The following is a 22,818-nucleotide window of genomic DNA, read 5'->3' on the forward strand; positions in this document are numbered from 1 at the left end:
ACTCAGGTAGGGACATCTGCATCAAAGGGGGCCTTGATTACTGAGGGAGATCATCGGGGATCGAGACTTCCAGTTGAGTTGGAGCGTAATCGTCAATCGTGTAAAGGTCGCCGGACACATCATTGTTCTCGCGAATGGTGAAGGTTCTGACGGTGGTTGCTTCTAAATCCGGAATCACTTTTGGAACGTGATCGCTGACATCGCTTACAAACCACGTGGTGACGACTTTGACTCGGGCTTCACTGTTTATCGGGTCGTAATCAATAAAGTAAGAAGTATTGCTTGCTGTGACGCCGTAGCCTTCTTTCAAGCTTTGGAGCAACTCCCAATTGGCGGGAAATACTGATCCTTGATGGGCAACCTCGGAGATACGGGATCGCAGTTGTGCATCGGGAATCTCTTTCTCGAATTGCTTTAGACGGCTCAGTCTTGTCGCTTCGGGTGTGTCTGCACGGGCGTCCAACGGCACCTCGATATCGCCGCCTTTTGAGCTTTTGATGACCGTGTAGTTGTTACGATTCAGGTCGGGAAGAAAGTTCTCTGAATAATTGGTCTCGCTCAGAGGCGTAGGAGCCGCTCGCTCCGAGGGCAATACTTCGAACTTCTCCTTGGGGGCCTCCCAGCCAATATTCAGCTTTCTTTTAACAACGCCGTTTTCTTCATAGCCGCGGGTCGATACGGCGTAAGGTCTGGTCTCATCCACTTTCATGAATTGGTCGAATCTGTCGGCTCGTGCCACGGCCTGTTGATCGACATCGGCGAACAGGTCCGAAAAATGGGGGGTCAGATTTTCACTAGGTGTTGGCGATGGTGAGCGCTGCCACGGCCACCTCACCCCCCCATTGGCTGCATTGCGAACCCAGTTTCCGTCACCGGCTGAATGCACGGTCAATACAATCTTTCCGGAGCGATCAATAATCTGCACGTAGTCATTGCTAGGTTTGAAGTTGCTTTTTATTTCATATACGCCAGGGACGCCTGTCCCATCGGTGTAGCGGATAAACCAGTGATCTTCGCCGGTGGCGGTGTTCTTGAGCTGATAGATACCCTTCTGGTTGTGCGTGGCCTTTTCAATCAACTGCTCGCCGTCAGGGATGGCATGTTCGCTGATCATCCCCGCGTGACTGGGCCGCAACGGGTTCACTTGGGGCGTCGAGTGATTTGCAACCGGGTTGATATCACTCTCGCTCAACGCGTTTGGCGTGCGCACGAGTTCAAGATCGCTAGTGTCCTGACTGAATCGCCAGCTGTAGGGTTTTGCGCTGGGAGCGCCAGGTGTCAAAACCGCCTCCCCAAGTCCGGCTTCCACTCCAATGGGGGCAATCTCGTGCGCCAGTTGCAGGCTGGAAATTACCGCCGCGGCGTTACCTGCGACACGATCATCGGCCGTCTTGCCGTAGAGGCCATCGTGTACGCCGAAGACAATGTTGCCCACATTGCCTACGATCGGTAAGTAACCAAACATGTTACCCCAAAACTCTTTGGCTGCTTTCCAACTTTGTTGGGAGGCGCCAAAGACCTCGGTTTGATCGGTCCAGCGTGCATTCTTGGCATTTATCGCCTGGTAGTGGGGGGCAATACCGTTTTTAAGGTCGCCAAATTTCAAGTAGTAATCGCTGTCTCGCGATTGTGTGTAATTGAATGTCTCCCGGACCGGTACGGCCTGATCTGTGAACGGGCCTTTTCTTCCTGGAAACGTAGAACGGTTATCCTGAATCAATGCATTGAGTACATACCCGGCCCCTACCCAGTGAGCATCATGACCGCCTTGCCTGTCACGAGCGTTGAAGCGGCTAACCAATTGAGCCTGATTGTTTTTAGCCCAACTGGCAAAGTCGTCATCACCGTGTATTTCACGGGCGGAGCCATTCTTTAAGTCAATCATCAGTCCCTTATTCGGGCGGTGGTCATAATCACCGTGATAATTGATATAAGGAATAAATGCATAACCCTCTAAGGGATAGCCATATATGTTGGGGATTACCGCGTTTCCGTCTTCTTCAAGTGTGCGGACAATGGCGGCCCGCGCAGCGGGGGTTAGGTGTTTGTTACTGGAATTGTCGTCATGCAGACTTTGTAATATTCCTCGCAACACATAGGCATCCGCTTTGCCCGATCGCTTCGCCAGTTGCCCCGAGGCGTCGCGCATGGGCGCCGCTATTTCATTTTCCCAATGGCCTTGGAGTTGGCTGCCCAAGGATTCCAGTTCGTGGAGCTTGTTTTTATCTTGCGGGTTGATGTGCATGCCCTGGAAGTTCAACGGACCGCCCCTTGACACCTTGTCGTGCGCAAGAGCGCCGGCTGCAATCTCCCATGCAAAATAGGTGCGTACCTCCTTGTTGGTTTCCTCCTGGGGCTTGCCCATTCCTACATAGGAGTGGAAGGTCACCGAGATTTTTTCATGGGGATCGTAGCCGGCTGCTAGCAACCCGCCGCTGAAGTAACCTGCGGGTTCAAGAAACAGGCGAGTTTGCTGGAACTTGATATTGCGTTCTGCGTCGCTGCCATTTTCGATGTGTTGAATGTGCGCGACGACTCGACCGGCATAGGCATCGATACGATGCATTCGCTCTTGCTGTGTATAACCCGCGTTTGGCGGAATAACGTTGACTGACCCATAGATGATGCTTTTGGAAGCATCGAGCTCATGGGCGGGTGTAGGCAAGGGGAACGGGGGTTGGTCGAGCAATTTTTTTGGATGTTTTGAAGAGGTTTCTTCTGCCTGCTGCCGGGTTTGCGTTGCGGGCAAATCATCAAGCGCTCGACGCTGGCGATAGTGTGTGGGAGGGAAAGAGGGAACGACGAGTGCGGGAGCGAGAGACGGTGTTATATTCATTATCGACTCACATTAATTATTGGATAAATAACTGCCGTTCATCGAGAAACAAAGAAATCGATATGTGTGATGTTCTGTTGTCAGTACGTCCGTGTGTGGCAAATAACCTGTTCGATGTTCTGATTCAAGATGATGTGCATGGCAACCCTGGGTGGGAAGTTGAGTGTCGTAAGTTCCAGGCCTGCATTCGTAATGTTTGACGAGCGGTGTCGTGAGGGCGAGGTTTAGATAGATTAGAGTAAGGCTGTAGTATCAAGTTACTTGGTGTGTGGTAGCGGTCTGAGTGTTCCGTGGGCGGCAACACCACAGCGTAACCGGTGAAGGTTACGCCGTGCTGATCTCGCAAAAACTTACTGTAAAACTTCGATCACTCCATCGGCGCTCATGCTCACTTGGCTGGTGCCCGCTTCAACGTCAGGCGTCGGTGCAGAGTCTGCCATGGCCGCCTTCATCATCATGCCGCCACGGGCATAAGGCATCGGGTAACCATTGGTGTTGAAGTTCAGATTGACGATCTTGTAACCCTTGCCGCCCAGTGCATCGGTAGCCAGTTGCGCACGGGCCTTGAACGCAGTAACCGCGTCCTTGAGCAACGCATCTTCGCTGGCCTTGCGCGTGGCATCGGCGATGGCGAAGTCCATGTTTTCCATTTTCAGCGTGTTCAACAGCTCGCCGGTGAGCTTGGACAGCGCCGGGAAGTCCGCGCTTTCCAGGCGCAGTTCGGCGCGCTCACGCCAGCCAGTGATCTTCTGGTTCTTGTTGTCGTAGATCGGGTAGCTGTTACGGCTGCCCTGGCGCAGGGTCACGCCTTTGACTTCGCGGGCCTGGCCTAAGGCTGTGTTCATGGTGGTGGTGATTTCAGCGGCAAGCTTGGCCGGGTCGGCGTTTTGCGACTCGGTATAGAGGGTGACGATCATCTTGTCGCGGGCTACTTCTTGGCTGACTTCGGCGCGCAGGGAGATCTGGTTGTAGTTCAGTGCATCGGCGGCCATGGCCGGCAGGCTGGCAATGGCGCTGGCGCTGAGAGTGATGATGGCTGCACTGCGAATGAAACGAGACATGGAAGCTCCTTGAGGTAGTCGTGCTCGGTATGACTGTAGACGCTGGCATAGGGTTCTTCGGGTTTACACATTACCAACAAGTTATGCGGGTGCCGACGAACGGTCATTTAGCCGGCCTGCGTCAAAGAGCCACACGCGCCGTGCCAGCAGGTCCGCTTCGTTTATACTCGTGCCGATCCGCCTGCAGCGCTCATCGGGAGAGCTCATGCTCGCCGCCGTAAAACTGACTTCCGCCACTCGCCAGAACCTCTGGCGCCTGACGTTCATTCGCACCCTGGTATTGGCCGCACAGGCCGGTTCCGTCGGGCTTGCCTATTGGTTCGACCTGCTGCCGCTGCCCTGGCTGCAACTGGCTGTGACCCTGGGTTTTTCCACCGTGTTGTGTGCATTTACCGCCATACGGCTGCGCACCACCTGGCCGGTGACCGAGTTGGAATATGCCCTGCAACTGGCTTGCGACCTGTTTATCCACAGCGTGTTGCTGTACTTCTCCGGTGGGTCCACCAACCCGTTCGTTTCGTATTACCTGGTGCCACTGACCATCGCTGCGGTGACGTTGCCATGGCGCTACTCGGTGGTGCTTTCGGGGATCGCGCTGACGCTGTACACCCTGTTGCTGGCTCAGTTCTACCCGTTGCAGACCTTCCCTATCGCCCGGGAAAACCTGCAAATCTACGGGATGTGGTTGAGTTTTGCCCTGTCTGCCGCCGTCATTACCTTTTTCGCCGCACGTATGGCCGAAGAGCTGCGTCGCCAGGAAGAGCTGCGCGCCATTCGCCGCGAAGAAGGGCTGCGCGACCAGCAATTGCTGGCCGTTGCCACCCAGGCTGCCGGTGCCGCCCATGAATTGGGCACGCCGTTGGCGACCATGAGCGTGCTGCTCAAGGAAATGACCCAGGACCATCACGACCCCGCGCTGCAAGACGACTTGAGCGTGCTGCAGGAACAGGTCAAGCAATGCAAGCTGACGCTGCAGCAACTGGTGCGTGCCGCCGAAGCCAATCGCCGCCTCGCGGTTGAAATGCAGGATGTGACCCAATGGCTCGATGAAGCCCTGAACCGTTGGCACCTGATGCGCCCCGAGGCCAGTTACCGCTTCAACCTGTTGGGCCAAGGCAGCGTGCCGCGCCTGGCGCCACCGCCAGACCTGACCCAGGCGCTGCTCAACTTGCTGAACAACGCCGCTGACGCCTGCCCTGAAGGGCTCGGTGTACAGTTGGACTGGGACGCCGAAAACATCACCATCAGCATTCGTGACCACGGCGCGGGCGTGCCGCTGGCCATTGCCGAGCAGATCGGCAAACCCTTCTTTACCACCAAGGGCAAAGGCTTCGGCCTGGGCCTGTTTTTGAGCAAGGCCAGCGTGACCCGCGCGGGCGGCTCAGTGAAGCTCTATAGTCATGAGGAAGGTGGCACGCTCACCGAGCTGCGCCTGCCCCGTGTCGCACGAGGAGATATCGATGAGTGACGAGATCCAAGTCGAAGGCGAAGAACTGCCGCACCTGTTGCTGGTAGATGACGATGCCACCTTTACCCGCGTGATGGCGCGCGCCATGAGCCGTCGCGGTTTTCGCGTCAGCACCGCAGGGTCTGCCGAAGAAGGCCTGACCATCGCCCAGGCCGACCTGCCCGACTACGCCGCCCTCGACCTGAAAATGGACGGCGACTCCGGCCTGGTGCTGCTGCCCAAGCTGCTGGAGCTCGACCCCGAAATGCGCGTGGTGATCCTCACCGGTTACTCCAGCATCGCCACCGCTGTCGAGGCGATCAAGCGCGGCGCCTGCAACTACCTGTGCAAGCCGGCGGACGCCGACGACGTGCTGGCCGCTCTGCTTTCCGAGCACGCCGACCTCGACACCCTGGTACCGGAAAACCCGATGTCGGTGGACCGCCTGCAATGGGAGCATATCCAGCGCGTGCTGACCGAGCACGAAGGCAATATCTCCGCCACTGCCCGTGCTTTAGGCATGCACCGCCGTACCTTGCAGCGCAAGTTGCAGAAGCGCCCGGTACGACGCTGAACGAACACTGAACAACCTGCTTCAGGCTGCACGGATGCGCGAACCGATCACCTATGATCGGTTCAAACGCCTGTGATGTTTTTCCTGCCGAGCCTGAACAATGAACCAGAACGCTGAGTACTCCGCGATCAACGACGCGGTGCGGGGGCAATTCTTCCGCCGAACCTGGGCCATGATCACACCGTATTGGCGTAGCGAAGAGAAGGGCAGGGCCTGGCTGTTGCTGGCTGCAGTGATTGGCCTGTCGCTGTTCAGCGTGGCGATTTCCGTGTGGATCAATCACTGGTACAAGGATTTCTACAACGCCCTGGAGAAGAAGGACACCGCCGCCTTCTGGCAACTGATAGGTTATTTCGGCGGCATTGCGGCGGTGGCGATTCTCGGCGCGGTCTACCGTCTCTATCTGACCCAGATGCTGACGATCCGCTGGCGCGCCTGGCTCACCGAAAAACACTTCACCCGGTGGCTGGCCCACAAGAATTACTACCAGCTGGAACAGGGTGGTTATACCGACAACCCAGACCAGCGGATTTCCGAAGACCTCAACAACTTCACCTCCGGCACCTTGAGCCTCGGCCTTGGGTTGCTGCGTAATGTGGTCAGCCTGGTGTCGTTCTCGATCATCCTGTGGGGCGTATCGGGCAGCATCGAAGTGTTTGGCATCACCATCCCCGGCTATATGTTCTGGTGCGCGCTGCTGTACGCCACCGTGGGCAGTTGGCTGACGCACCTGATCGGCCGACGCTTGATCGGCCTGAGCAACCAACAGCAACGCTTCGAGGCAGACCTGCGTTTTTCCATGGTGCGGGTGCGTGAGAATGCCGAGAGCATTGCCCTGTACAACGGCGAGCCCAATGAAAGACAACGCCTGAGTACGCGCTTCGGCAAGGTCTGGCACAACTTCTGGGACATCATGAAAGTGTCCAAGCGCCTGACCTTTTTCACCGCCGGCTACAGCCAGATTGCGATCATCTTCCCGTTTATCGTGGCCGCGCCGCGCTACTTCACCGGCAAAATCGAGCTGGGCGAGCTGATGCAAATCAACTCGGCGTTTGGCAACGTGCAGGAAAACTTCAGCTGGTTTATCAACGCCTACTCGGAACTGGCGACATGGCGCGCCACCAGTGATCGCCTGCTGAGTTTCCAGCAAGCCATGAGCGACAACGAGCAGCGAGCCCCGGCCATCGATGTGCGCCCTGACGGCGAGCGCCTGGTGATCACGGATCTGGGCATGGACCTGGCCGACGGCCGTCACCTGCTCACCGACGCCGACATGACCGTGGAGCCTGGCCAGCGCGTGATGCTCAGCGGGCGTTCCGGTAGCGGCAAGAGCACCTTGTTGCGGGCGATGGGCCATCTTTGGCCCGCAGGTCATGGCAGCATTCGGTTGCCGGCGACGCGCTACCTGTTCCTGCCGCAGAAGCCTTACCTGCCGATTGGTACGCTCAAGGCGGTGCTGAGTTATCCACAAGACGACAGCGTCTATCCGGCAGAACGTTATGCACAGGTCCTGCAAACCTGCCGCCTGCCGCACCTGCTCAATCGTCTGGATGAAGCCAACCACTGGCAACGCATGCTTTCGCCGGGTGAGCAACAGCGCCTGGCCTTTGCCCGTGCGTTGTTGTTCGCACCGCAGTGGCTGTATATGGATGAAGCCACTTCGGCGATGGATGAAGAGGATGAGGCAACGTTGTACCAGGCGTTGATCGATGAATTGCCGGGATTGAGCATCGTCAGCGTCGGCCACCGCAGCAGCCTCAAGCGTTTCCATGGGCGGCATGTGCGCATCGAGGGTGGGCGGTTGCAGGAGCAACAACTCACTTGAGCTCATGCTCGGTAAGTGTGGGAGGGGGCTTGCTCCCGATGGCGGCCTGTCAGTAACAGATGCATTGGCTGATCCACCGCTATCGGGAGCAAGCCCCCTCCCACATTGATCTGCATTGTTCTTGAAGTGGCGCCCAAAAAAAGCCCGGCTGATCATTGATCAGCCGGGCTTTTTTAATGCTCGAAGATGACTTACTTCTTCAAGCCGTAATGCTCATCCAGCATTCCTGGGGCGTTCGGCGTCTTTGGCGCGTAGTCCCGTGGTGGCTCCTGGTTTTCCCGAGGCGGGGTCAGGCGTTCCCGTGGGGTTTGCGGTGCATCGGAATGCAGCGCAGCCAGCAGGCGCTGGCGGGTGATGTCGTCGAGGGCCAGGCGATTAGCGCCTTCGGCGAGGTGATCCTGTACTTCCTGGTAGCTCTGGGTGAGCTTCTTGACCAGGGTCGCGGTGCTGTTGAAGTGGGTAACAACCTCGTTCTGATAACTGTCAAAACGTTCCTGAATGTCATCCAGCTGACGCTGCGTGCGGTTAGGCGCGGCATTCGGCAGCAGGCGGGCAACCAGGAATCCAATGGCGACACCGGCAACCAGGGCAAGAGTCGGCAACAACCAAACTAAGAGCGAGTGTTCCACGAGTCCTTCCTCTATAAACGGCTTTGCTTTACGTTAACGGCTCAAACCTGCGCTGTATACCGCGATTAAGCTCGCAATGATGCCATGCACAGACTTTTAGCTAGACGAGTCGACCCCTTGAGAGGTCACGGAGTTCATCCTTGCTCATGCGTGAAACCCCCGTTTTGATCGATGGCCCGGTGGGCCAATTGGAAGCCTTGTACCTGGATCACCCCGAACCACGTGGCCTGGCGCTGATCTGCCACCCTAACCCGGTGCAGGGTGGGACCATGCTCAATAAAGTGGTGTCGACCCTGCAACGCACTGCCCGCGATGCCGGTTTGATTTCTTTGCGTTTCAATTATCGTGGCGTCGGTGCCAGCGCCGGTTCACACGATATGGCCAGTGGTGAGGTCGACGATGCCGAAGCGGCCGTCACCTGGCTGCGGGCAAAACATCCCGAACTGCCGATCACCTTGTTGGGTTTTTCCTTCGGTGGCTATGTCGCGGCCAGTCTCGGCGGCCGTCTGGAAGCCAAGGGTGAAAAGCTTGCGCACCTGTTTATGGTGGCTGCCGCCGTGATGCGCCTTGGCGATGCAGATGTGTTGCCCCAAGGCTGCCCGTTGACCCTGATCCAACCGGAAAGCGATGAAGTGGTCGACCCGCAATTGGTCTACGACTGGTCCGCCGCCCTGAAACGCCCCCATGAGTTGCTGAAAGTGGCAGAATGCGGACACTTTTTTCATGGCAAGCTGACCGATCTCAAGGATCTGGTGCTGCCACGCCTTTCGAATTGATGACAAGCGATCACCCATGACGACCCGTACCCGAATCCTCACCGGCATTACCACCACCGGCACGCCGCACCTGGGCAACTACGCCGGTGCGATTCGCCCCGCGATCCTCGCCAGCGAAGACGCGAATGCCGACTCCTTCTACTTCCTGGCCGACTACCACGCGCTGATCAAGTGCGACGACCCGCAGCGCATCCAGCGCTCGCGCATGGAAATCGCCGCGACCTGGCTGGCCGGTGGCCTGGATGTGAACCGTGTGACCTTCTATCGCCAGTCGGACATCCCGGAGATTCCCGAGCTGACCTGGCTGCTGACCTGCGTTGCCGCCAAGGGCCTGCTCAACCGCGCCCATGCGTACAAGGCGTCGGTGGACAAGAACGTGGAAAACGGCGAAGACCCGGATGCGGGCATCAGCATGGGCCTGTACAGCTACCCGGTGCTGATGGCCGCTGACATCCTGATGTTCAACGCGCACAAGGTGCCAGTCGGTCGCGACCAGATCCAGCACGTGGAAATGGCCCGCGACATCGGCCAGCGTTTCAACCACTTGTTCGGCAACGGTAAAGAATTCTTCACCATGCCCGAGGCGCTGATCGAAGAAAGCGTCGCCACCTTGCCGGGCCTGGATGGCCGCAAGATGTCCAAGAGCTACGACAACACCATCCCGTTGTTCACCAGCGCCAAGGACATGAAAGACGCGATCTCGCGGATCGTGACCGACTCGCGTGCGCCGGGCGAAGCCAAGGACCCGGACAATTCGCACCTGTTCACCCTGTACCAGGCGTTCGCGACCAAGGCGCAGGAAGAAGAATTCCGTGGCGAGCTGCTGCAAGGCCTGGGCTGGGGCGAGGCGAAGAATCGTCTGTTCCAACTGCTCGATGGCCAACTCGGTGAAGCGCGCGAGCGTTACCACCAACTGATGTCGCGCCCCTCCGATATGGAAGACCTGCTGCTGGTCGGCGCCAAGAAAGCCCGTGCCGTGGCCGCGCCATTCCTCGCCGAGTTGCGTGAGGCGGTGGGCCTGCGTTCGTTCGTCAACCAGGCTGCGGCGCCGGCTGCCACCAAGAAAAAAGCGGCGAAGGCTGCGCGTTTTGTGAGTTTTCGTGAAGACGATGGCAGCTTCCGCTTCCGCCTGCTGGCCGCTGATGGTGAGCAACTGTTGCTGTCGCGCAACTTTGCCGATGGCAAAGCAGCTGGCGCTGTGACCAAACACTTGCAAAGTGGTGATGCGCTGGACGTGCGTGCGCAGGCTCTGAGCTTCAGCGTATGGCTGGACGGCGCCGCCGTGGCTGACAGTGCCGAGTACGCCGATCAAGCATCGCGTGACGCGGCCATCGAAGCCTTGCGCGCTGCGTTGGCCCCAATCGAGGATTAACCCGACCAAGGGTTGATTGCCATTCTCCAGGGCCGTCGTTACAGTGTCGGCCCGTTTTTGTTGCCTTGCTAACGAAATTATGACGCCCCTAGAACGATATCAAGCTGATCTGAAACGCCCTGAATTCTTCCATGACGCAGCCCAGGAAAATGCTGTGCGTCATTTGCAGCGCCTGTACGACGATCTGGTCGCGGCCTCGCAAAGCAAACCAGGGATGTTCAGCAAGCTGTTTGGCAAGAAAGATCACACGCCGGTCAAGGGCCTGTACTTCTGGGGTGGCGTCGGCCGGGGCAAGACTTATCTGGTAGACACCTTCTTTGAAGCGCTGCCATTCAAGGAAAAGGTCCGTACTCACTTCCACCGCTTCATGAAGCGCGTGCACGAAGAGATGAAAACCCTGCCGGGCGAGAAAAACCCGCTGACCATCATCGCCAAGCGCTTCTCCCAAGAAGCGCGGGTGATCTGCTTCGATGAGTTCTTCGTCTCCGACATCACCGACGCCATGATCCTTGGCACGCTGATGGAAGAGCTGTTCAAGAACGGTGTGACCCTGGTGGCCACGTCGAACATCGTGCCCGACGGTTTGTACAAGGACGGCCTGCAGCGTGCGCGCTTCCTGCCGGCCATTGCGCTGATCAAGCAGAACACCGATATCGTCAACGTCGACAGCGGCGTCGATTACCGCCTGCGCCACCTGGAGCAAGCCGAGCTGTTCCACTTCCCGCTGAACCAAGCGGCGCACGACAGCCTGAAAAAAAGCTTCCGCGCCCTGACGCCGGAATGCACCCAGGCGGTGGAAAACGACAAGCTGATGATCGAGAACCGCGAAATCATCGCCTTGCGCACCTGCGATGACGTGGCCTGGTTCGAGTTCCGCCAGCTGTGCGACGGCCCGCGCAGCCAGAACGACTACATTGAGCTGGGCAAGATCTTCCACGCGGTGATCTTGAGCGGCGTCGAGCAGATGGGCGTGACCACCGACGATATTGCGCGGCGGTTTATCAACATGGTCGACGAATTCTACGACCGTAACGTCAAGTTGATCATCTCGGCGGAAGTCGAGCTCAAGGACCTGTACACCGGCGGCCGCTTGAACTTCGAATTCCAGCGCACCTTGAGTCGCCTGCTTGAAATGCAGTCCCACGAGTTCCTGTCGCGCGGACACAAGCCTTAATCAATCTCCAGCTCAATGGAGATCCAATGTGGGAGGGGGCTTGCTCCCGATTTCGGAGTGTCAGTCACTGTAGATGTGACTGACCCAGCGCAATCGGGAGCAAGTCGAATCGTCGCACCGCCCCTCCCACTTTGTTTTCTGTGTTCCTTCAGTTAGGCGGCTTGCTGAAATTGCTGGCGATACTGGTTCGGCGACAACTCCGTGTGCTGCCTGAACAACCGCGCAAAGAAACTCGCATCGTCGTAACCCACCTCATAACTGATGGTCTTGATGCTCTTGCGGCTGCCTGAGAGCAGGCCCTTTGCCGTCTCGATGCGCAACCGTTGCAGGTAATGCAGCGGCTTGTCACCGGTGGCGGTCTGGAAGCGCCGCATGAAGTTGCGGATGCTCATGCCGTGTTCCCGGGCGACGTCTTCGAAGCGGAACTTGTCGGCGAAGTGTTCTTCGAGCCAGTGCTGGATCTGCAGGATGATCACGTCCTGGTGCAGCTTCTGGCCGCCAAAACCGATACGCCCCGGCGAATAGCTGCGCTGCACCTCATAGAGGATGTCGCGGGCCACGGCCTGGGCGATGTTGGCGCCGCAGAAGCGTTCGATCAGGTAGATGTAGAGGTCACAGGCCGAGGTGGTGCCGCCGGCGCAATACAGGTTATCGGCATCGGTCAGGTGCTTGTCCTGGTTGAGCTGCACCTTGGGGAAGCGCTCGCTGAAAGCATTGAAGAACCGCCAGTAGGTGGTCGCCTCCTTGCCATCGAGCAGCCCGGCTTCGGCCAGCCAGAACACCCCGGTGGCTTCACCGCACAGCACGGCGCCGCGGGCATGTTGTTCGCGTAGCCACGGCAACACTTGCGGGTAGCGGGTGCACAGGGCGTCGAAGTCGTCCCAGAAGGCCGGCAGCACGATGATATCGGCATCCTCCAGGCCGCCGTCCACCGGCATGATCACATCGCTGAAGCTGCGCACCGACTGCCCGTCGGGGCTGACCAGGCGCGTATCGAACCCTGGGGTCAAGCCCAGGCCCTGCTGTTTACCGTAACGCAGGCTGGCCAGATGGAAGAAATCCTTGGCTTGCATGAGGGTGGAAGCGAATACCCGATCAATGGCCAAAATGCTGACGCGCCGCAGGGGCGTGGAGATTTGGTTAGACATAATTTCATTTATTCTTATAGGGGAAAGTGGTCACCAGACGGCTGGATCGTCTTATTTTTTGTCGCATGTGTCCAGTGTCCCGTGACGCCATCGGGGCATAGGCTCTGTGGGCTCGTCCTTGTCCGACAATCCACGCAGGTGACCCATGATCCCCAGAACCTTGTTCAGCTCGGAGCACGAACTCTTCCGCGAGAGCGTGCGCACCTTCCTCGAAAAACACGCCGCGCCCTTTCATGGGCAATGGGAAAAGCAGGGCTATATCGACCGTAGCCTGTGGAACCAGGCGGGGGAGGCGGGCATGTTGTGTTCCCACCTGCCGGAGGAATATGGCGGCCTGGGCGCAGATTTCCTCTACAGCGCGGTGGTGATCGAAGAAGTCAGCCGCCTGGGGTTGACCGGCATCGGCTTTTCTCTGCACTCGGATATCGTCGCGCCCTACATCCTGCATTACGGCAGTGAAGCGCTTAAGCACAAATACCTGCCCAAGTTGATCTGCGGGGAGATGGTCACGGCAATTGCCATGACCGAGCCGGGCGCCGGTTCCGACCTGCAAGGGGTCAAGACCACGGCAGTGCTGGACGGCGATGAGTACGTCATCAACGGCTCCAAGACCTTTATCACCAACGGTTACTTGGCCGATCTGGTGATCGTAGTCGCCAAGACCGATCCCAAGGCCGGCGCCAAGGGCACCAGCCTGTTTCTGGTGGAGGCTGGCACGCCCGGTTTCGACAAGGGCAAGCGCCTGGAGAAAGTCGGCATGAAGGCCCAGGACACCTCGGAGTTGTTTTTCCAGGACGTGCGGGTGCCCAAGGAAAACTTGCTGGGCCAGGCCGGTATGGGCTTCGCATATCTGATGCAGGAGCTGCCTCAAGAGCGTTTGACCGTGGCGATAGGCGCGCTGTCTTCAGCCGAAGCGGCATTGCAATGGACCCTGGACTACACCCGCGAGCGCAAGGCGTTCGGCAAGGCGATTGCCGACTTCCAGAACACCCGATTCAAGCTGGCCGAGATGGCCACCGAGATTCAGATCGGTCGTGTGTTTGTCGACAAATGCATGGCGTTGCACCTGGAAGGCAAGCTGGACGTGCCGACAGCGGCGATGGCCAAGTACTGGGCCACGGACCTGCAATGCAAGGTGCTCGATGAGTGCGTGCAGTTGCACGGCGGCTACGGCTTCATGTGGGAATACCCGATTGCCCGGGCCTGGGCGGATGCGCGGGTGCAGCGCATTTATGCGGGAACCAATGAGATCATGAAGGAGATTATTGCGCGGGCACTTTGATTGTCTGGTGCTCTTGATGGCCTCATCGCAGGCAAGCCAGCTCCCACATTTGACGGTATTCACAGATCAACATGTGGGAGCTGGCTTGCCTGCGATGGCGGTCTGAAGGTCAATCAAGGCGCGGGGTTTGGATGATCCTTTTGAATCGCCTCAATCCCTTCCAACACCTCTTTCGACAGTTTCAACTCGGCACTGGCAATGTTGCTATCCAACTGTTCCAGCGACGTAGCCCCAATGATATTGCTGGTCACAAACGGCTGCTGCGTCACAAACGCCAGGGCCATCTGCGCCGGGTCCAGGCCATGTTCCCGCGCCAATGCCACATAGCGGCTGCACGCCGCCTCCGACTGCGGGTTGAAGTAGCGGCTGAAGCGGCTGTACTCGGTCAGGCGTGCCTTGGCCGGCCGTGCGCCGCCTTCGTACTTGCCGCTGAGCATGCCGAACGCCAGCGGTGAGTAGGCCAGCAAGCCGCACTGCTCACGGATGGCGATTTCCGCCAGGCCCACTTCAAAGCTGCGGTTGAGCAGGTTGTACGGGTTCTGGATCGACACCGCGCGCGGCCAGCCACGGGCTTCGGCCAGGGCGAGGAACTTCATGGTGCCCCATGGGGTTTCGTTGGACAGGCCGATGTGGCGGATCTTGCCGGCCTTGACCTGTTCATCCAGGGCTTCGAGGGTTTCTTCCAGGGGGGTGAGGTCGTCTTCGTCCTTGTGCTTGTAGCTCAGTTGGCCGAAGAAATTGGTGCTGCGTTCCGGCCAGTGCAGTTGGTAGAGGTCGATCCAGTCGGTCTGCAGGCGCTTGAGGCTGGCGTCGAGCGCCTGGGTGATGTGCTTGCGGTTGTGACGCAGGTAGCCATCGCGGATGTAGTCAATCGTGTTGCCGGGGCCGGCGATCTTGCTGGCGAGGATCCAGTCGGCGCGGTCGCCACGGCTTTTGAAATAGTTGCCGATGTAGCGTTCGGTGGTGGCATAGGTGTCGGCCTTGGGCGGTACCGGGTACATTTCTGCGGTATCGAGGAAGTTGATCCCCGCGCCCTTTGCCCGTTCGATCTGCGCGAAAGCCTCTGCCTCGCTGTTCTGCTCGCCCCAGGTCATGGTGCCCAACGCGATGGCGCTGACGTTCAGATCGGTGCGGCCCAGCTGTCGGTAATCCATCGGGTACTCCTTCAGGGGAAAACAATCATAAAAGCAGGTTGAATTTTTTTTCGCAATCTGCATAATTGCCCACCTCTTTCTGCAGTGGAAGTGATGCGCCGCCTGCCGAAGAATCTTGCCGTTGAACGGACGCGCCGACCCGAGCCCCCGATAGCGTCTGTATCCGGCTGCCTTTGACTTGTCAAAGTACGCACTATTCAGTAAGATCCGCCGTCTAATTTACAGGGCGGCCCCTGAGGCTATTAAAGAATGACAACTTTTACTGCAAAACCGGAAACAGTTCAGCGCGACTGGTTTGTCGTCGACGCCGCTGGTCAGACCCTGGGTCGTCTGGCCACTGAAGTCGCCAGCCGTCTGCGTGGCAAGCACAAGCCTGAATACACCCCGCACGTTGATACCGGTGACTACATCGTGATCATCAACGCTGAGCAGGTACGTGTTACCGGCAACAAAGCGCAAGACAAAATGTACTACCGTCACTCCGGTTTCCCAGGCGGTATCAAGTCTTCCAACTTTGAAGGCCTGATCTCCAAGAAGCCTGAAGCCCCGATCGAAATCGCGGTCAAAGGCATGCTGCCGAAGGGCCCACTGGGTCGCGATATGTTTCGCAAGCTGAAAGTCTATGCGGGCGCTGTACACCCTCATGCTGCTCAGCAGCCCCAAGAACTGAAGTTTTAACGGAATAGTTCATTATGTCGGCGACTCAAAATTACGGCACTGGCCGTCGCAAAACCGCAACCGCACGCGTTTTCCTGCGTCCGGGCACTGGTAACATCTCGATCAACAACCGCTCCCTGGACAACTTCTTCGGTCGCGAAACTGCCCGCATGGTAGTTCGTCAGCCGCTGGAATTGACCGAGACCGTTGAAAAGTTCGACATCTACGTCACCGTTATCGGTGGCGGTGTAAGTGGTCAAGCTGGCGCAATCCGCCACGGTATCACTCGCGCTCTGATGCAGTACGACGAAACCCTGCGTGGCGCTCTGCGCAAAGCTGGCTTCGTTACTCGCGATGCTCGTGAAGTTGAACGTAAGAAAGTCGGTCTGCGTAAAGCGCGTAAGCGTCCGCAGTACTCGAAGCGTTAATTCGCTTTACGTTCCAGAAAACGCCCAGCCTCCTCACGGAGCTGGGCGTTTTTTATTGCCTGCGATTTATGCACATTTTTCGCCGTGACAACTTGCCACATCCGTAGACCCCCTATACTACAAGGCCTGAGGGCGGAGGCCCGGGCAATTCCCTTGTCATACGTGGGGCTTTTCATTACCATCCGTCAAAATTTTTATAAGTAAAGATTCAACACTTAGTAGACGCCTGATTTAACAGGCCAAAAAGCTGATGGGAGAGGACTGAATGAGCAATGACGGCGTGAATGCAGGCCGGCGTCGCTTCTTGGTAGCAGCCACATCCGTGGTGGGTGCTGCAGGAGCGGTGGGGGCTGCGGTCCCGTTCGTGGGGTCATGGTTTCCCAGTGCCAAGGCGAAAGCCGCAGGTGCACCGGTGAAGGTGAATGTCAGCAAGATCGAGCCAGGTCAGCAGATGATTGCTGAATGGCGCGGCCAGCCGGTTTTCATTGTTCGCCGTACCGAGGAAATCCTGGGGAATCTGAAAAAGATCGAAGGCCAGTTGTCTGACCCGAAATCCGAAAATTCCGATCAGCCCGCCTACGCCAAGAACGAAATGCGTTCGATCAAGCCAGAGATCCTGTTGCTGGTTGGTCTGTGTACCCACTTGGGTTGCTCGCCTACCTTCCGCCCGGAAGTGGCCCCTGTCGATCTGGGCAAGGATTGGGTCGGTGGTTATTTCTGCCCCTGCCACGGCTCGCACTACGACCTCGCTGGCCGTGTCTACAAATCCCAGCCTGCTCCATTGAACCTGCCCGTGCCTCCGCATACCTACGAAACTGACGACCTCATAGTCATTGGCCTCGACAAGGAGAACGCGTGATGAGCAAGTTCATGGATTGGGTGGATGCGCGCTTCCCCGCCACCAAAATGTGGGAAGACCATCTCAGCAAATATTACGCGCCAAAAAACTTCAACTTCTTCTACTTCTTTGGCTCCCTGGCCTTGTTGGTGCTGGTCAACCAGATCGTCACCGGCGTGTGGTTGACGATGAGCTACACCCCGTCGGCGGAAGAGGCCTTTGCTTCCGTCGAATACATCATGCGCGACGTCGAGTACGGCTCGATCCTGCGCCTGCTGCACTCCACAGGCGCGTCAGCGTTCTTCATCGTCGTCTACATGCACATGTTCCGTGGCCTGCTCTACGGTTCGTACCAGAAGCCGCGTGAGCTGGTGTGGGTGTTTGGCATGTTGATCTACCTGGCGCTGATGGCCGAAGCCTTCATGGGCTACCTGCTGCCATGGGGCCAGATGTCGTACTGGGGCGCCCAGGTGATCATCTCGCTGTTCGGTGCAATCCCGGTGATCGGCAACGACCTGACCCAGTGGATTCGTGGCGACTACCTGATCTCCGGCATCACCCTGAACCGCTTCTTCGCCTTGCACGTGGTGGCCCTGCCGATCGTGATCCTGGGCCTTGTGGTACTGCACATCCTGGCACTGCACGAAGTGGGTTCCAACAACCCTGATGGTGTGGACATCAAGAAGCACAAGGACGAGAACGGCATCCCGCTCGACGGCATTCCATTCCACCCTTACTACACCGTGAAAGACATTGTCGGCGTAGTGGTGTTCCTGTTTGTGTTCTGCTCGATCGTGTTCTTTTTCCCGGAGATGGGTGGTTATTTCCTGGAGAAACCTAACTTCGAACAGGCCAACGCCTTCAAGACGCCCGAGCATATTGCCCCGGTCTGGTACTTCACGCCGTTCTACGCGATCTTGCGTGCGATCCCCGACAAACTCATGGGCGTGATCGCCATGGGCGCAGCCATCGCGGTGCTGTTCGTGCTGCCGTGGCTCGATCGGAGCCCGGTCAAGTCGATGCGCTACAAAGGCTGGCTGAGCAAGATCTGGCTGTGGGTGTTCTGCATTTCGTTCGTGATCCTGGGCGTGCTAGGCGTGCTGGCGCCGACCCCCGAGCGTACGTTGCTGTCGCAGGTCTGCACCTTCCTGTACTTCGCCTACTTCATTCTGATGCCGTTCTATACCCGGCTCGAGAAGACCAAACCGGTTCCGGAAAGGGTGACTGGCTGATGAAAAAATTATTCGTTGCATTCGTGCTTGCGGCCCTGCCGCTACTGTCCTTCGCCGCCGAGCATGGCGCGCAGCTGGAAAAAGTCGATATCGATGTGTCTGACAAGGCCGCCATGCAGGATGGGCTGCGTACATTCACCAACTACTGCATGGGTTGCCACAGCGCCAAGTTCCAACGTTACGAGCGTGTCGCCGATGACTTGGGCATCCCCCATGAAGTGATGCTCAGCCACGCGGTGTTCACTGGCGCGAAGATCGGCGACCACATGAACACCGGCATGCAACCGGCCGATGCCAAGGCCTGGTTCGGCGCCGCACCGCCCGACCTGACCCTGGTGGCCCGCGTGCGCGGCACCGACTGGCTCTACGGCTACCTGAAATCCTTCTACGAAGACCCTGCGCGCCCGTATGGCGTGAACAACAAAGTCTTCCCGAACGTCGGCATGCCGAACGTTCTGGTCGGCCTGCAGGGTCGTCAAGTGGTAGGATGCAAGCAGGTTCAGGTCGTTGAAGACGGCAAGAAGCAATATGATCCGTTGACCGGTACGCCTCTGACCCATGAAGCATGCGATCAACTGACCATCGTGCCCAAGACCGGTACGCTGAACGAAGAGCAGTTCGACGAGAAGGTCAAGAACCTGGTGACCTTCCTGGCCTACTCGGCCAACCCGGTCAAACTGCAGCACCAGCGCATCGGTACGTACGTCTTGCTGTACCTGGCTTTCTTCTTCGTATTCGCTTATCTGCTCAAGCGCGAATACTGGAAGGATGTGCATTGATCCAACCGTAAGCAATTGCTGTTAATCTTGCGCGCCCAGCGGCATCTCTGAACACGTAACGCCTGGTTTGACCGGACGTTACAGAGATGCTCTCTGGGCGCGCTCGTTTTTGAGCTTTCGATAATTTCAACAAGCGAGGAGGACCGCCATGGGCGTGACCAATCGGTTGGCCTGTTACTCCGACCCCGCCGACCACTATTCCCACCGAGTACGCATTGTGCTCGCAGAGAAGGGTGTCAGCGCCGAGATCATCAGTGTGGAGGCGGGCCGTCATCCGCCGAAACTGATCGAAGTGAACCCTTACGGCAGCTTGCCCACCCTGGTCGATCGTGACCTGGCGTTGTGGGAGTCAACCGTGGTGATGGAATACTTGGATGAGCGTTACCCGCATCCGCCTTTGCTGCCGGTGTACCCGGTAGCGCGTGCCAACAGCCGCCTGCTGATCCATCGGATCCAGCGTGACTGGTGCGGGCTGGTGGATGTCATTTTGGATTCGCGTTCTAAGGAAGCCGCTCGGGTGCAGGCGCGCAAGGAATTGCGCGAAAGCCTGACCGGTGTTTCGCCGCTGTTCGCTGATAAACCTTTTTTCCTCAGTGAGGAACAAAGCCTGGTGGATTGCTGCCTATTACCCATACTCTGGCGCTTGCCGATCCTGGGCATTGAACTGCCACGGCCGGCCAAGCCGCTGCTTGATTACATGGAGCGCCAATTTGCGCGTGAGGCTTTCCAGGCGAGTCTGTCTGGTGTCGAACGCGATATGCGCTAAGGCTTAAGGAGCCGTTGATGAACTCCAGTCGACCTTATTTGGTCCGCGCGCTCTATGAGTGGATTGTGGACAACGATTGCACACCGCACATGCTGGTCAATTCCGAGTTTCCCAAGGTGGATGTGCCACAGGGTTTCGCCAGCGACGGACAAATCGTGCTGAACGTATCGCCCAGTGCCGTGCGCCATCTGCACATGGACAACGAAGCGGTGAGCTTTGAAGGGCGTTTCGGTGGCGTACCACATACGCTGTTCGTGCCGATTGGTGCCATCCTCGGGATCTACGCCCGGGAGAATGGCCAAGGCATGGTGTTCGATCTGGAGTCGCCTTTCGAGGACGACGAAACGATCGACGGTGAAGGCGGTGATGATCTACCGCCACCGGACAGCGAGCCGCCGCGTCCTAGCGGTCGGCCGAGCTTGAAAGTGGTGAAGTAGGCGGATTTTGCCTTCAGACCCCTCTGAAAAATGCCTCGACGTTTGTCGGGGCATTTTTTTGCGCGAAGGATATGGATGAAAGTCGCGCCACAACGGTGATCGTACAACCACCATGGGCTATGATGCGGTCTTCAGTTCGCCGAGAAAGATGGTTCATCATGGAAAACGCCAGCGCCGCTCCACGTCTGCCCCGCAAGCGCCGCAGCCTTGCCCAGGAATTGGTCACGGTGTTGTCCGAGCAGATCCGCGATGGCCAGCTCAAACGCGGCGATAAACTGCCTACCGAGTCGGCGATCATGGACGCCCACGGCGTCAGCCGCACCGTGGTGCGCGAGGCCATCTCGCGCTTGCAGGCGGCGGGGCAGGTCGAGACCCGCCATGGTATCGGCACCTTTGTGTTGGACACGCCCAGCCCTAGCGGTTTCCGCATTGACCCGGCCACCGTGGTGACCTTGCGTGATGTGCTGGCGATTCTGGAGCTGCGTATCAGCCTGGAAGTAGAGTCGGCGGGCCTTGCCGCCTTGCGTCGCAGTGATGCACAACTGGCCGCCATGCGTGCGGCCCTTGATGCGCTGAATGAAAGTGCGGCCCACGCTGGTGATGCGGTGGCGTCAGACTTTGCCTTCCACCTGGAAATTGCACTGTCTACCGGCAACCGCTACTTCACCGACATCATGACCCACCTGGGTACCAGCATCATTCCGCGTACCCGCTTGAATTCGGCGCGCCTGGCCCATGATGACCAACAGCATTACATGAGCCGCCTGAGTCGCGAACACGAAGAAATCTATGAGGCAATTGCCCGTCAGGATTCGGATGCGGCGCGGGCGGCCATGCGTCTGCATTTGACCAACAGCCGTGAGCGGCTGCGCCATGCCCATGAAGAGGCAGAAGCGCAGCGCGGCTGAGGTTTGCCATATCCCGTGTGGGAGCTGGCTTGCCTGCGATAGCGGTGTGTCAGTCATTGAGTTTGTTACTGAACCAGTGCATTCGCAGGCAAGCCATCTCCCACATTTGATCTCCATTATCTGGAGTACCGGGCCTGTTTAGCTGGCGGGTTGATTGGGCTTGTAGTCTTTGAGCAACAGATACGTACTCCACCCCCACCAATCATTGGTCCAGTGTTTGTCGTTCAGGTCATTGACGTCCTTGCGCCGCAGCACCTTGTCCCCCTCCATCTTGAACAACGGCGAGAAGTTATTCGCCGGGTTTTGCGCGGCGTTCAGGTCGGGCACATACAGCGGTGCCTTGAAGCTGGCCGGGGAGGGCGTGACGCCGCTGATGAAGGTTTCGAAGATTTCGTCTGCCGAAGCCTGCACCGCACGTTTTACCTGCACGCGATTATCGGCGTCGATGCTGTCGAAGTAGCGCTTGTCGCCGTAGGCATGCCACTGATCACCCATGGCATTACGCACCTTGAGCCCGAACTTGCTGTCTTCGTCGTGCATGAAGCGGCTGATCAGCGAGCCCAGTTCACCTGGCGTCACAACGGCTGCCAACTGTTTGCGCGGCACTCGCAGGTGCCCGGCAGAAAACAGGTCGGTCAAGAAGTGATCAGCGAAGCTGTTCATCGCATAGGCCAGTTCCAGGGCCTGGTCGGTACCCGTCTGGTGGGCCACAACGGCTTGTTGCAGCGCCGCCGTGTGACCGGCCAGGTACGCGGACAAGGCCCACTCACCGAAGTGATCGGCATTGTCCGCTGCCAGCTTGAGGTAGCGTCCCAAGGGAATCAGGGCCGAAACAGCGCTGCCGCCACCCGTGATGCGGTTCCACTCCTCCGACAACGTATCACCCAGTGCGTCGTAGGCTTCATGGGGTTGTTTGCCATCCTTGATCGCCTGCTTGACGGCGTTGATTTCCTTTTGCATCACCGCCAGGATCTTCTGCGCCTCTTCCCGTGAGGCGGGTAATACGGCGAGAGAGTTGAAGGCTGCAGTGAAACGTTGCACGCGCTCGGCCGCAGAGGCGCCATCGCTGATGGCTTGGCCGGGGATGCCATAGAAATCGCCACCCAAAGCGATCACTTGGCCGTAGGTCAGCGCGAGCCCGTTGGGCAGATGCAATTGCACCTGGTGTGCAGGAATCGCCGCAGCGTCCTTGGCGAAGCGCAGCAGGGTTTCATCGCCGATGGCGGTGTGTTCACCCCCTTCAAAACGCAGGGTTGGCGGGAGTTTCTCGGGTACTGCGAGTTCAAGACCTGACATGTTAGCTCCTTGCTATGTCGTGGAAATATTCCTTTTTAACTGTATGTATATACAGCTGAAGTCACTATAGGTGAGAAATTTCCTACGTCAAGAATTGCAATCCACACGTCAGGTGTGAGCGGAGGCTCAACGAATTGCAGTTGACGAAACTTTTTATAGTTGTACGATGACGTACGACATCATCAAAACCAACAACAAC

At 58.0% G+C, this 22,818-nt stretch carries 21 protein-coding genes; 15 read left to right on the forward strand and 6 right to left on the reverse strand.

The window, feature by feature from the left end:
• Positions 1-37: 37 nt before the first annotated feature.
• Together E3O56_RS07110 and E3O56_RS07115 are read right to left on the reverse strand one after the other, a co-directional pair.
• On the reverse strand, positions 38-2,836 hold the full coding sequence (locus E3O56_RS07110; protein WP_248128046.1) for a hypothetical protein: 2,799 nt from the start codon (positions 2,834-2,836) through the stop codon (positions 38-40).
• Positions 2,837-3,186: 350 nt separating this feature from the next.
• A complete protein-coding gene (locus tag E3O56_RS07115; protein ID WP_148853457.1) occupies positions 3,187-3,897 on the reverse strand; it encodes an SIMPL domain-containing protein in 711 nt (236 codons plus the stop codon).
• Between the two features lie 205 nt (positions 3,898-4,102).
• On the opposite strand from E3O56_RS07115, the gene E3O56_RS07120 reads away from it, so the two are divergent.
• The 3 genes from E3O56_RS07120 (at position 4,103) to E3O56_RS07130 (ending at position 7,743) form a co-directional block, all read left to right on the forward strand.
• Entirely contained in the window at positions 4,103-5,365 is a 1,263-nt protein-coding gene (locus tag E3O56_RS07120; protein ID WP_032877809.1) for an ATP-binding protein, read from the forward strand.
• Positions 5,358-5,918: a response regulator transcription factor gene (locus E3O56_RS07125; protein WP_003171731.1), complete on the forward strand. Its 561-nt coding sequence runs from the start codon at positions 5,358-5,360 to the stop codon at positions 5,916-5,918. Before E3O56_RS07120 ends, E3O56_RS07125 begins: the two co-directional genes overlap by 8 nt.
• Positions 5,919-6,018: 100 nt before the next feature.
• A complete protein-coding gene (locus E3O56_RS07130) occupies positions 6,019-7,743 on the forward strand; it encodes an ABC transporter ATP-binding protein/permease (RefSeq protein WP_032877808.1) in 1,725 nt (574 codons plus the stop codon).
• Between the two features lie 191 nt (positions 7,744-7,934).
• Here the strand turns inward: E3O56_RS07130 and E3O56_RS07135 are convergent, their stop codons facing one another.
• Positions 7,935-8,372, reverse strand: coding sequence for a DUF1043 family protein (locus E3O56_RS07135; protein WP_005784763.1), 438 nt, complete (start codon positions 8,370-8,372; stop codon positions 7,935-7,937).
• 146 nt (positions 8,373-8,518) lie between these two features.
• Here E3O56_RS07135 and E3O56_RS07140 point away from each other — a divergent pair, with 146 nt between their 5' ends.
• From E3O56_RS07140 to zapE, 3 genes are all read left to right on the forward strand, one after another.
• Entirely contained in the window at positions 8,519-9,148 is a 630-nt protein-coding gene (locus E3O56_RS07140) for an alpha/beta fold hydrolase (protein WP_248128047.1), read from the forward strand.
• A gap of 16 nt (positions 9,149-9,164) precedes the next feature.
• Complete coding sequence (locus E3O56_RS07145; protein WP_248128048.1) at positions 9,165-10,520, forward strand: tryptophan--tRNA ligase; 1,356 nt, start codon at positions 9,165-9,167, stop codon at positions 10,518-10,520.
• A 79-nt stretch (positions 10,521-10,599) separates the two neighbouring features.
• Complete coding sequence (zapE, locus tag E3O56_RS07150) at positions 10,600-11,694, forward strand: cell division protein ZapE (protein ID WP_005784768.1); 1,095 nt, start codon at positions 10,600-10,602, stop codon at positions 11,692-11,694.
• A 152-nt stretch (positions 11,695-11,846) separates the two neighbouring features.
• On the opposite strand, the gene E3O56_RS07155 is transcribed toward zapE, so the two are convergent.
• Positions 11,847-12,743 carry a GlxA family transcriptional regulator gene (locus E3O56_RS07155; RefSeq protein WP_177327423.1) on the reverse strand — a complete coding sequence of 299 codons (897 nt, stop codon included), beginning with the start codon at positions 12,741-12,743 and terminating at the stop codon, positions 11,847-11,849.
• Between the two features lie 244 nt (positions 12,744-12,987).
• Here E3O56_RS07155 and E3O56_RS07160 point away from each other — a divergent pair, with 244 nt between their 5' ends.
• Entirely contained in the window at positions 12,988-14,124 is a 1,137-nt protein-coding gene (locus tag E3O56_RS07160) for an acyl-CoA dehydrogenase family protein (RefSeq protein WP_032877806.1), read from the forward strand.
• 113 nt (positions 14,125-14,237) lie between these two features.
• On the opposite strand, the gene E3O56_RS07165 is transcribed toward E3O56_RS07160, so the two are convergent.
• Positions 14,238-15,278 carry an NADP(H)-dependent aldo-keto reductase gene (locus E3O56_RS07165; protein ID WP_032877805.1) on the reverse strand — a complete coding sequence of 347 codons (1,041 nt, stop codon included), beginning with the start codon at positions 15,276-15,278 and terminating at the stop codon, positions 14,238-14,240.
• Positions 15,279-15,527: 249 nt separating this feature from the next.
• Here E3O56_RS07165 and rplM point away from each other — a divergent pair, with 249 nt between their 5' ends.
• The 8 genes from rplM (at position 15,528) to E3O56_RS07205 (ending at position 21,323) form a co-directional block, all read left to right on the forward strand.
• Positions 15,528-15,956, forward strand: a complete 429-nt coding sequence (gene rplM, locus E3O56_RS07170; protein ID WP_003171742.1) for a 50S ribosomal protein L13 — start codon at positions 15,528-15,530, stop codon at positions 15,954-15,956.
• Between the two features lie 14 nt (positions 15,957-15,970).
• The gene (gene rpsI, locus E3O56_RS07175; RefSeq protein WP_002555064.1) at positions 15,971-16,363 is read left to right on the forward strand and encodes a 30S ribosomal protein S9; all 393 of its coding nucleotides are present in this window, start codon (positions 15,971-15,973) and stop codon (positions 16,361-16,363) included.
• 265 nt (positions 16,364-16,628) lie between these two features.
• Positions 16,629-17,222 carry a ubiquinol-cytochrome c reductase iron-sulfur subunit gene (petA, locus tag E3O56_RS07180; protein WP_032877804.1) on the forward strand — a complete coding sequence of 198 codons (594 nt, stop codon included), beginning with the start codon at positions 16,629-16,631 and terminating at the stop codon, positions 17,220-17,222.
• The gene (locus E3O56_RS07185) at positions 17,222-18,433 is read left to right on the forward strand and encodes a cytochrome bc complex cytochrome b subunit (RefSeq protein ID WP_032877803.1); all 1,212 of its coding nucleotides are present in this window, start codon (positions 17,222-17,224) and stop codon (positions 18,431-18,433) included. Before petA ends, E3O56_RS07185 begins: the two co-directional genes overlap by 1 nt.
• On the forward strand, positions 18,433-19,212 hold the full coding sequence (locus tag E3O56_RS07190) for a cytochrome c1 (RefSeq protein WP_032877802.1): 780 nt from the start codon (positions 18,433-18,435) through the stop codon (positions 19,210-19,212). Before E3O56_RS07185 ends, E3O56_RS07190 begins: the two co-directional genes overlap by 1 nt.
• A 148-nt stretch (positions 19,213-19,360) precedes the next feature.
• A complete protein-coding gene (locus E3O56_RS07195; protein ID WP_005784778.1) occupies positions 19,361-19,978 on the forward strand; it encodes a glutathione S-transferase N-terminal domain-containing protein in 618 nt (205 codons plus the stop codon).
• Positions 19,979-19,995: 17 nt separating this feature from the next.
• Positions 19,996-20,415: a ClpXP protease specificity-enhancing factor gene (locus tag E3O56_RS07200; protein ID WP_005784780.1), complete on the forward strand. Its 420-nt coding sequence runs from the start codon at positions 19,996-19,998 to the stop codon at positions 20,413-20,415.
• Positions 20,416-20,573: 158 nt separating this feature from the next.
• Positions 20,574-21,323 (forward strand): FadR/GntR family transcriptional regulator, encoded by a 750-nt coding sequence (locus tag E3O56_RS07205; protein WP_032877801.1) that lies wholly within the window; start codon positions 20,574-20,576, stop codon positions 21,321-21,323.
• A gap of 138 nt (positions 21,324-21,461) precedes the next feature.
• Here the strand turns inward: E3O56_RS07205 and E3O56_RS07210 are convergent, their stop codons facing one another.
• On the reverse strand, positions 21,462-22,619 hold the full coding sequence (locus E3O56_RS07210) for a phospholipase (protein WP_103734634.1): 1,158 nt from the start codon (positions 22,617-22,619) through the stop codon (positions 21,462-21,464).
• Positions 22,620-22,818: the final 199 nt, after the last annotated feature.

The sequence above is a fragment of the Pseudomonas sp. W2Aug9 genome, from assembly GCF_023127755.1.
Lineage (GTDB): Bacteria > Pseudomonadota > Gammaproteobacteria > Pseudomonadales > Pseudomonadaceae > Aquipseudomonas > Aquipseudomonas synxantha_A.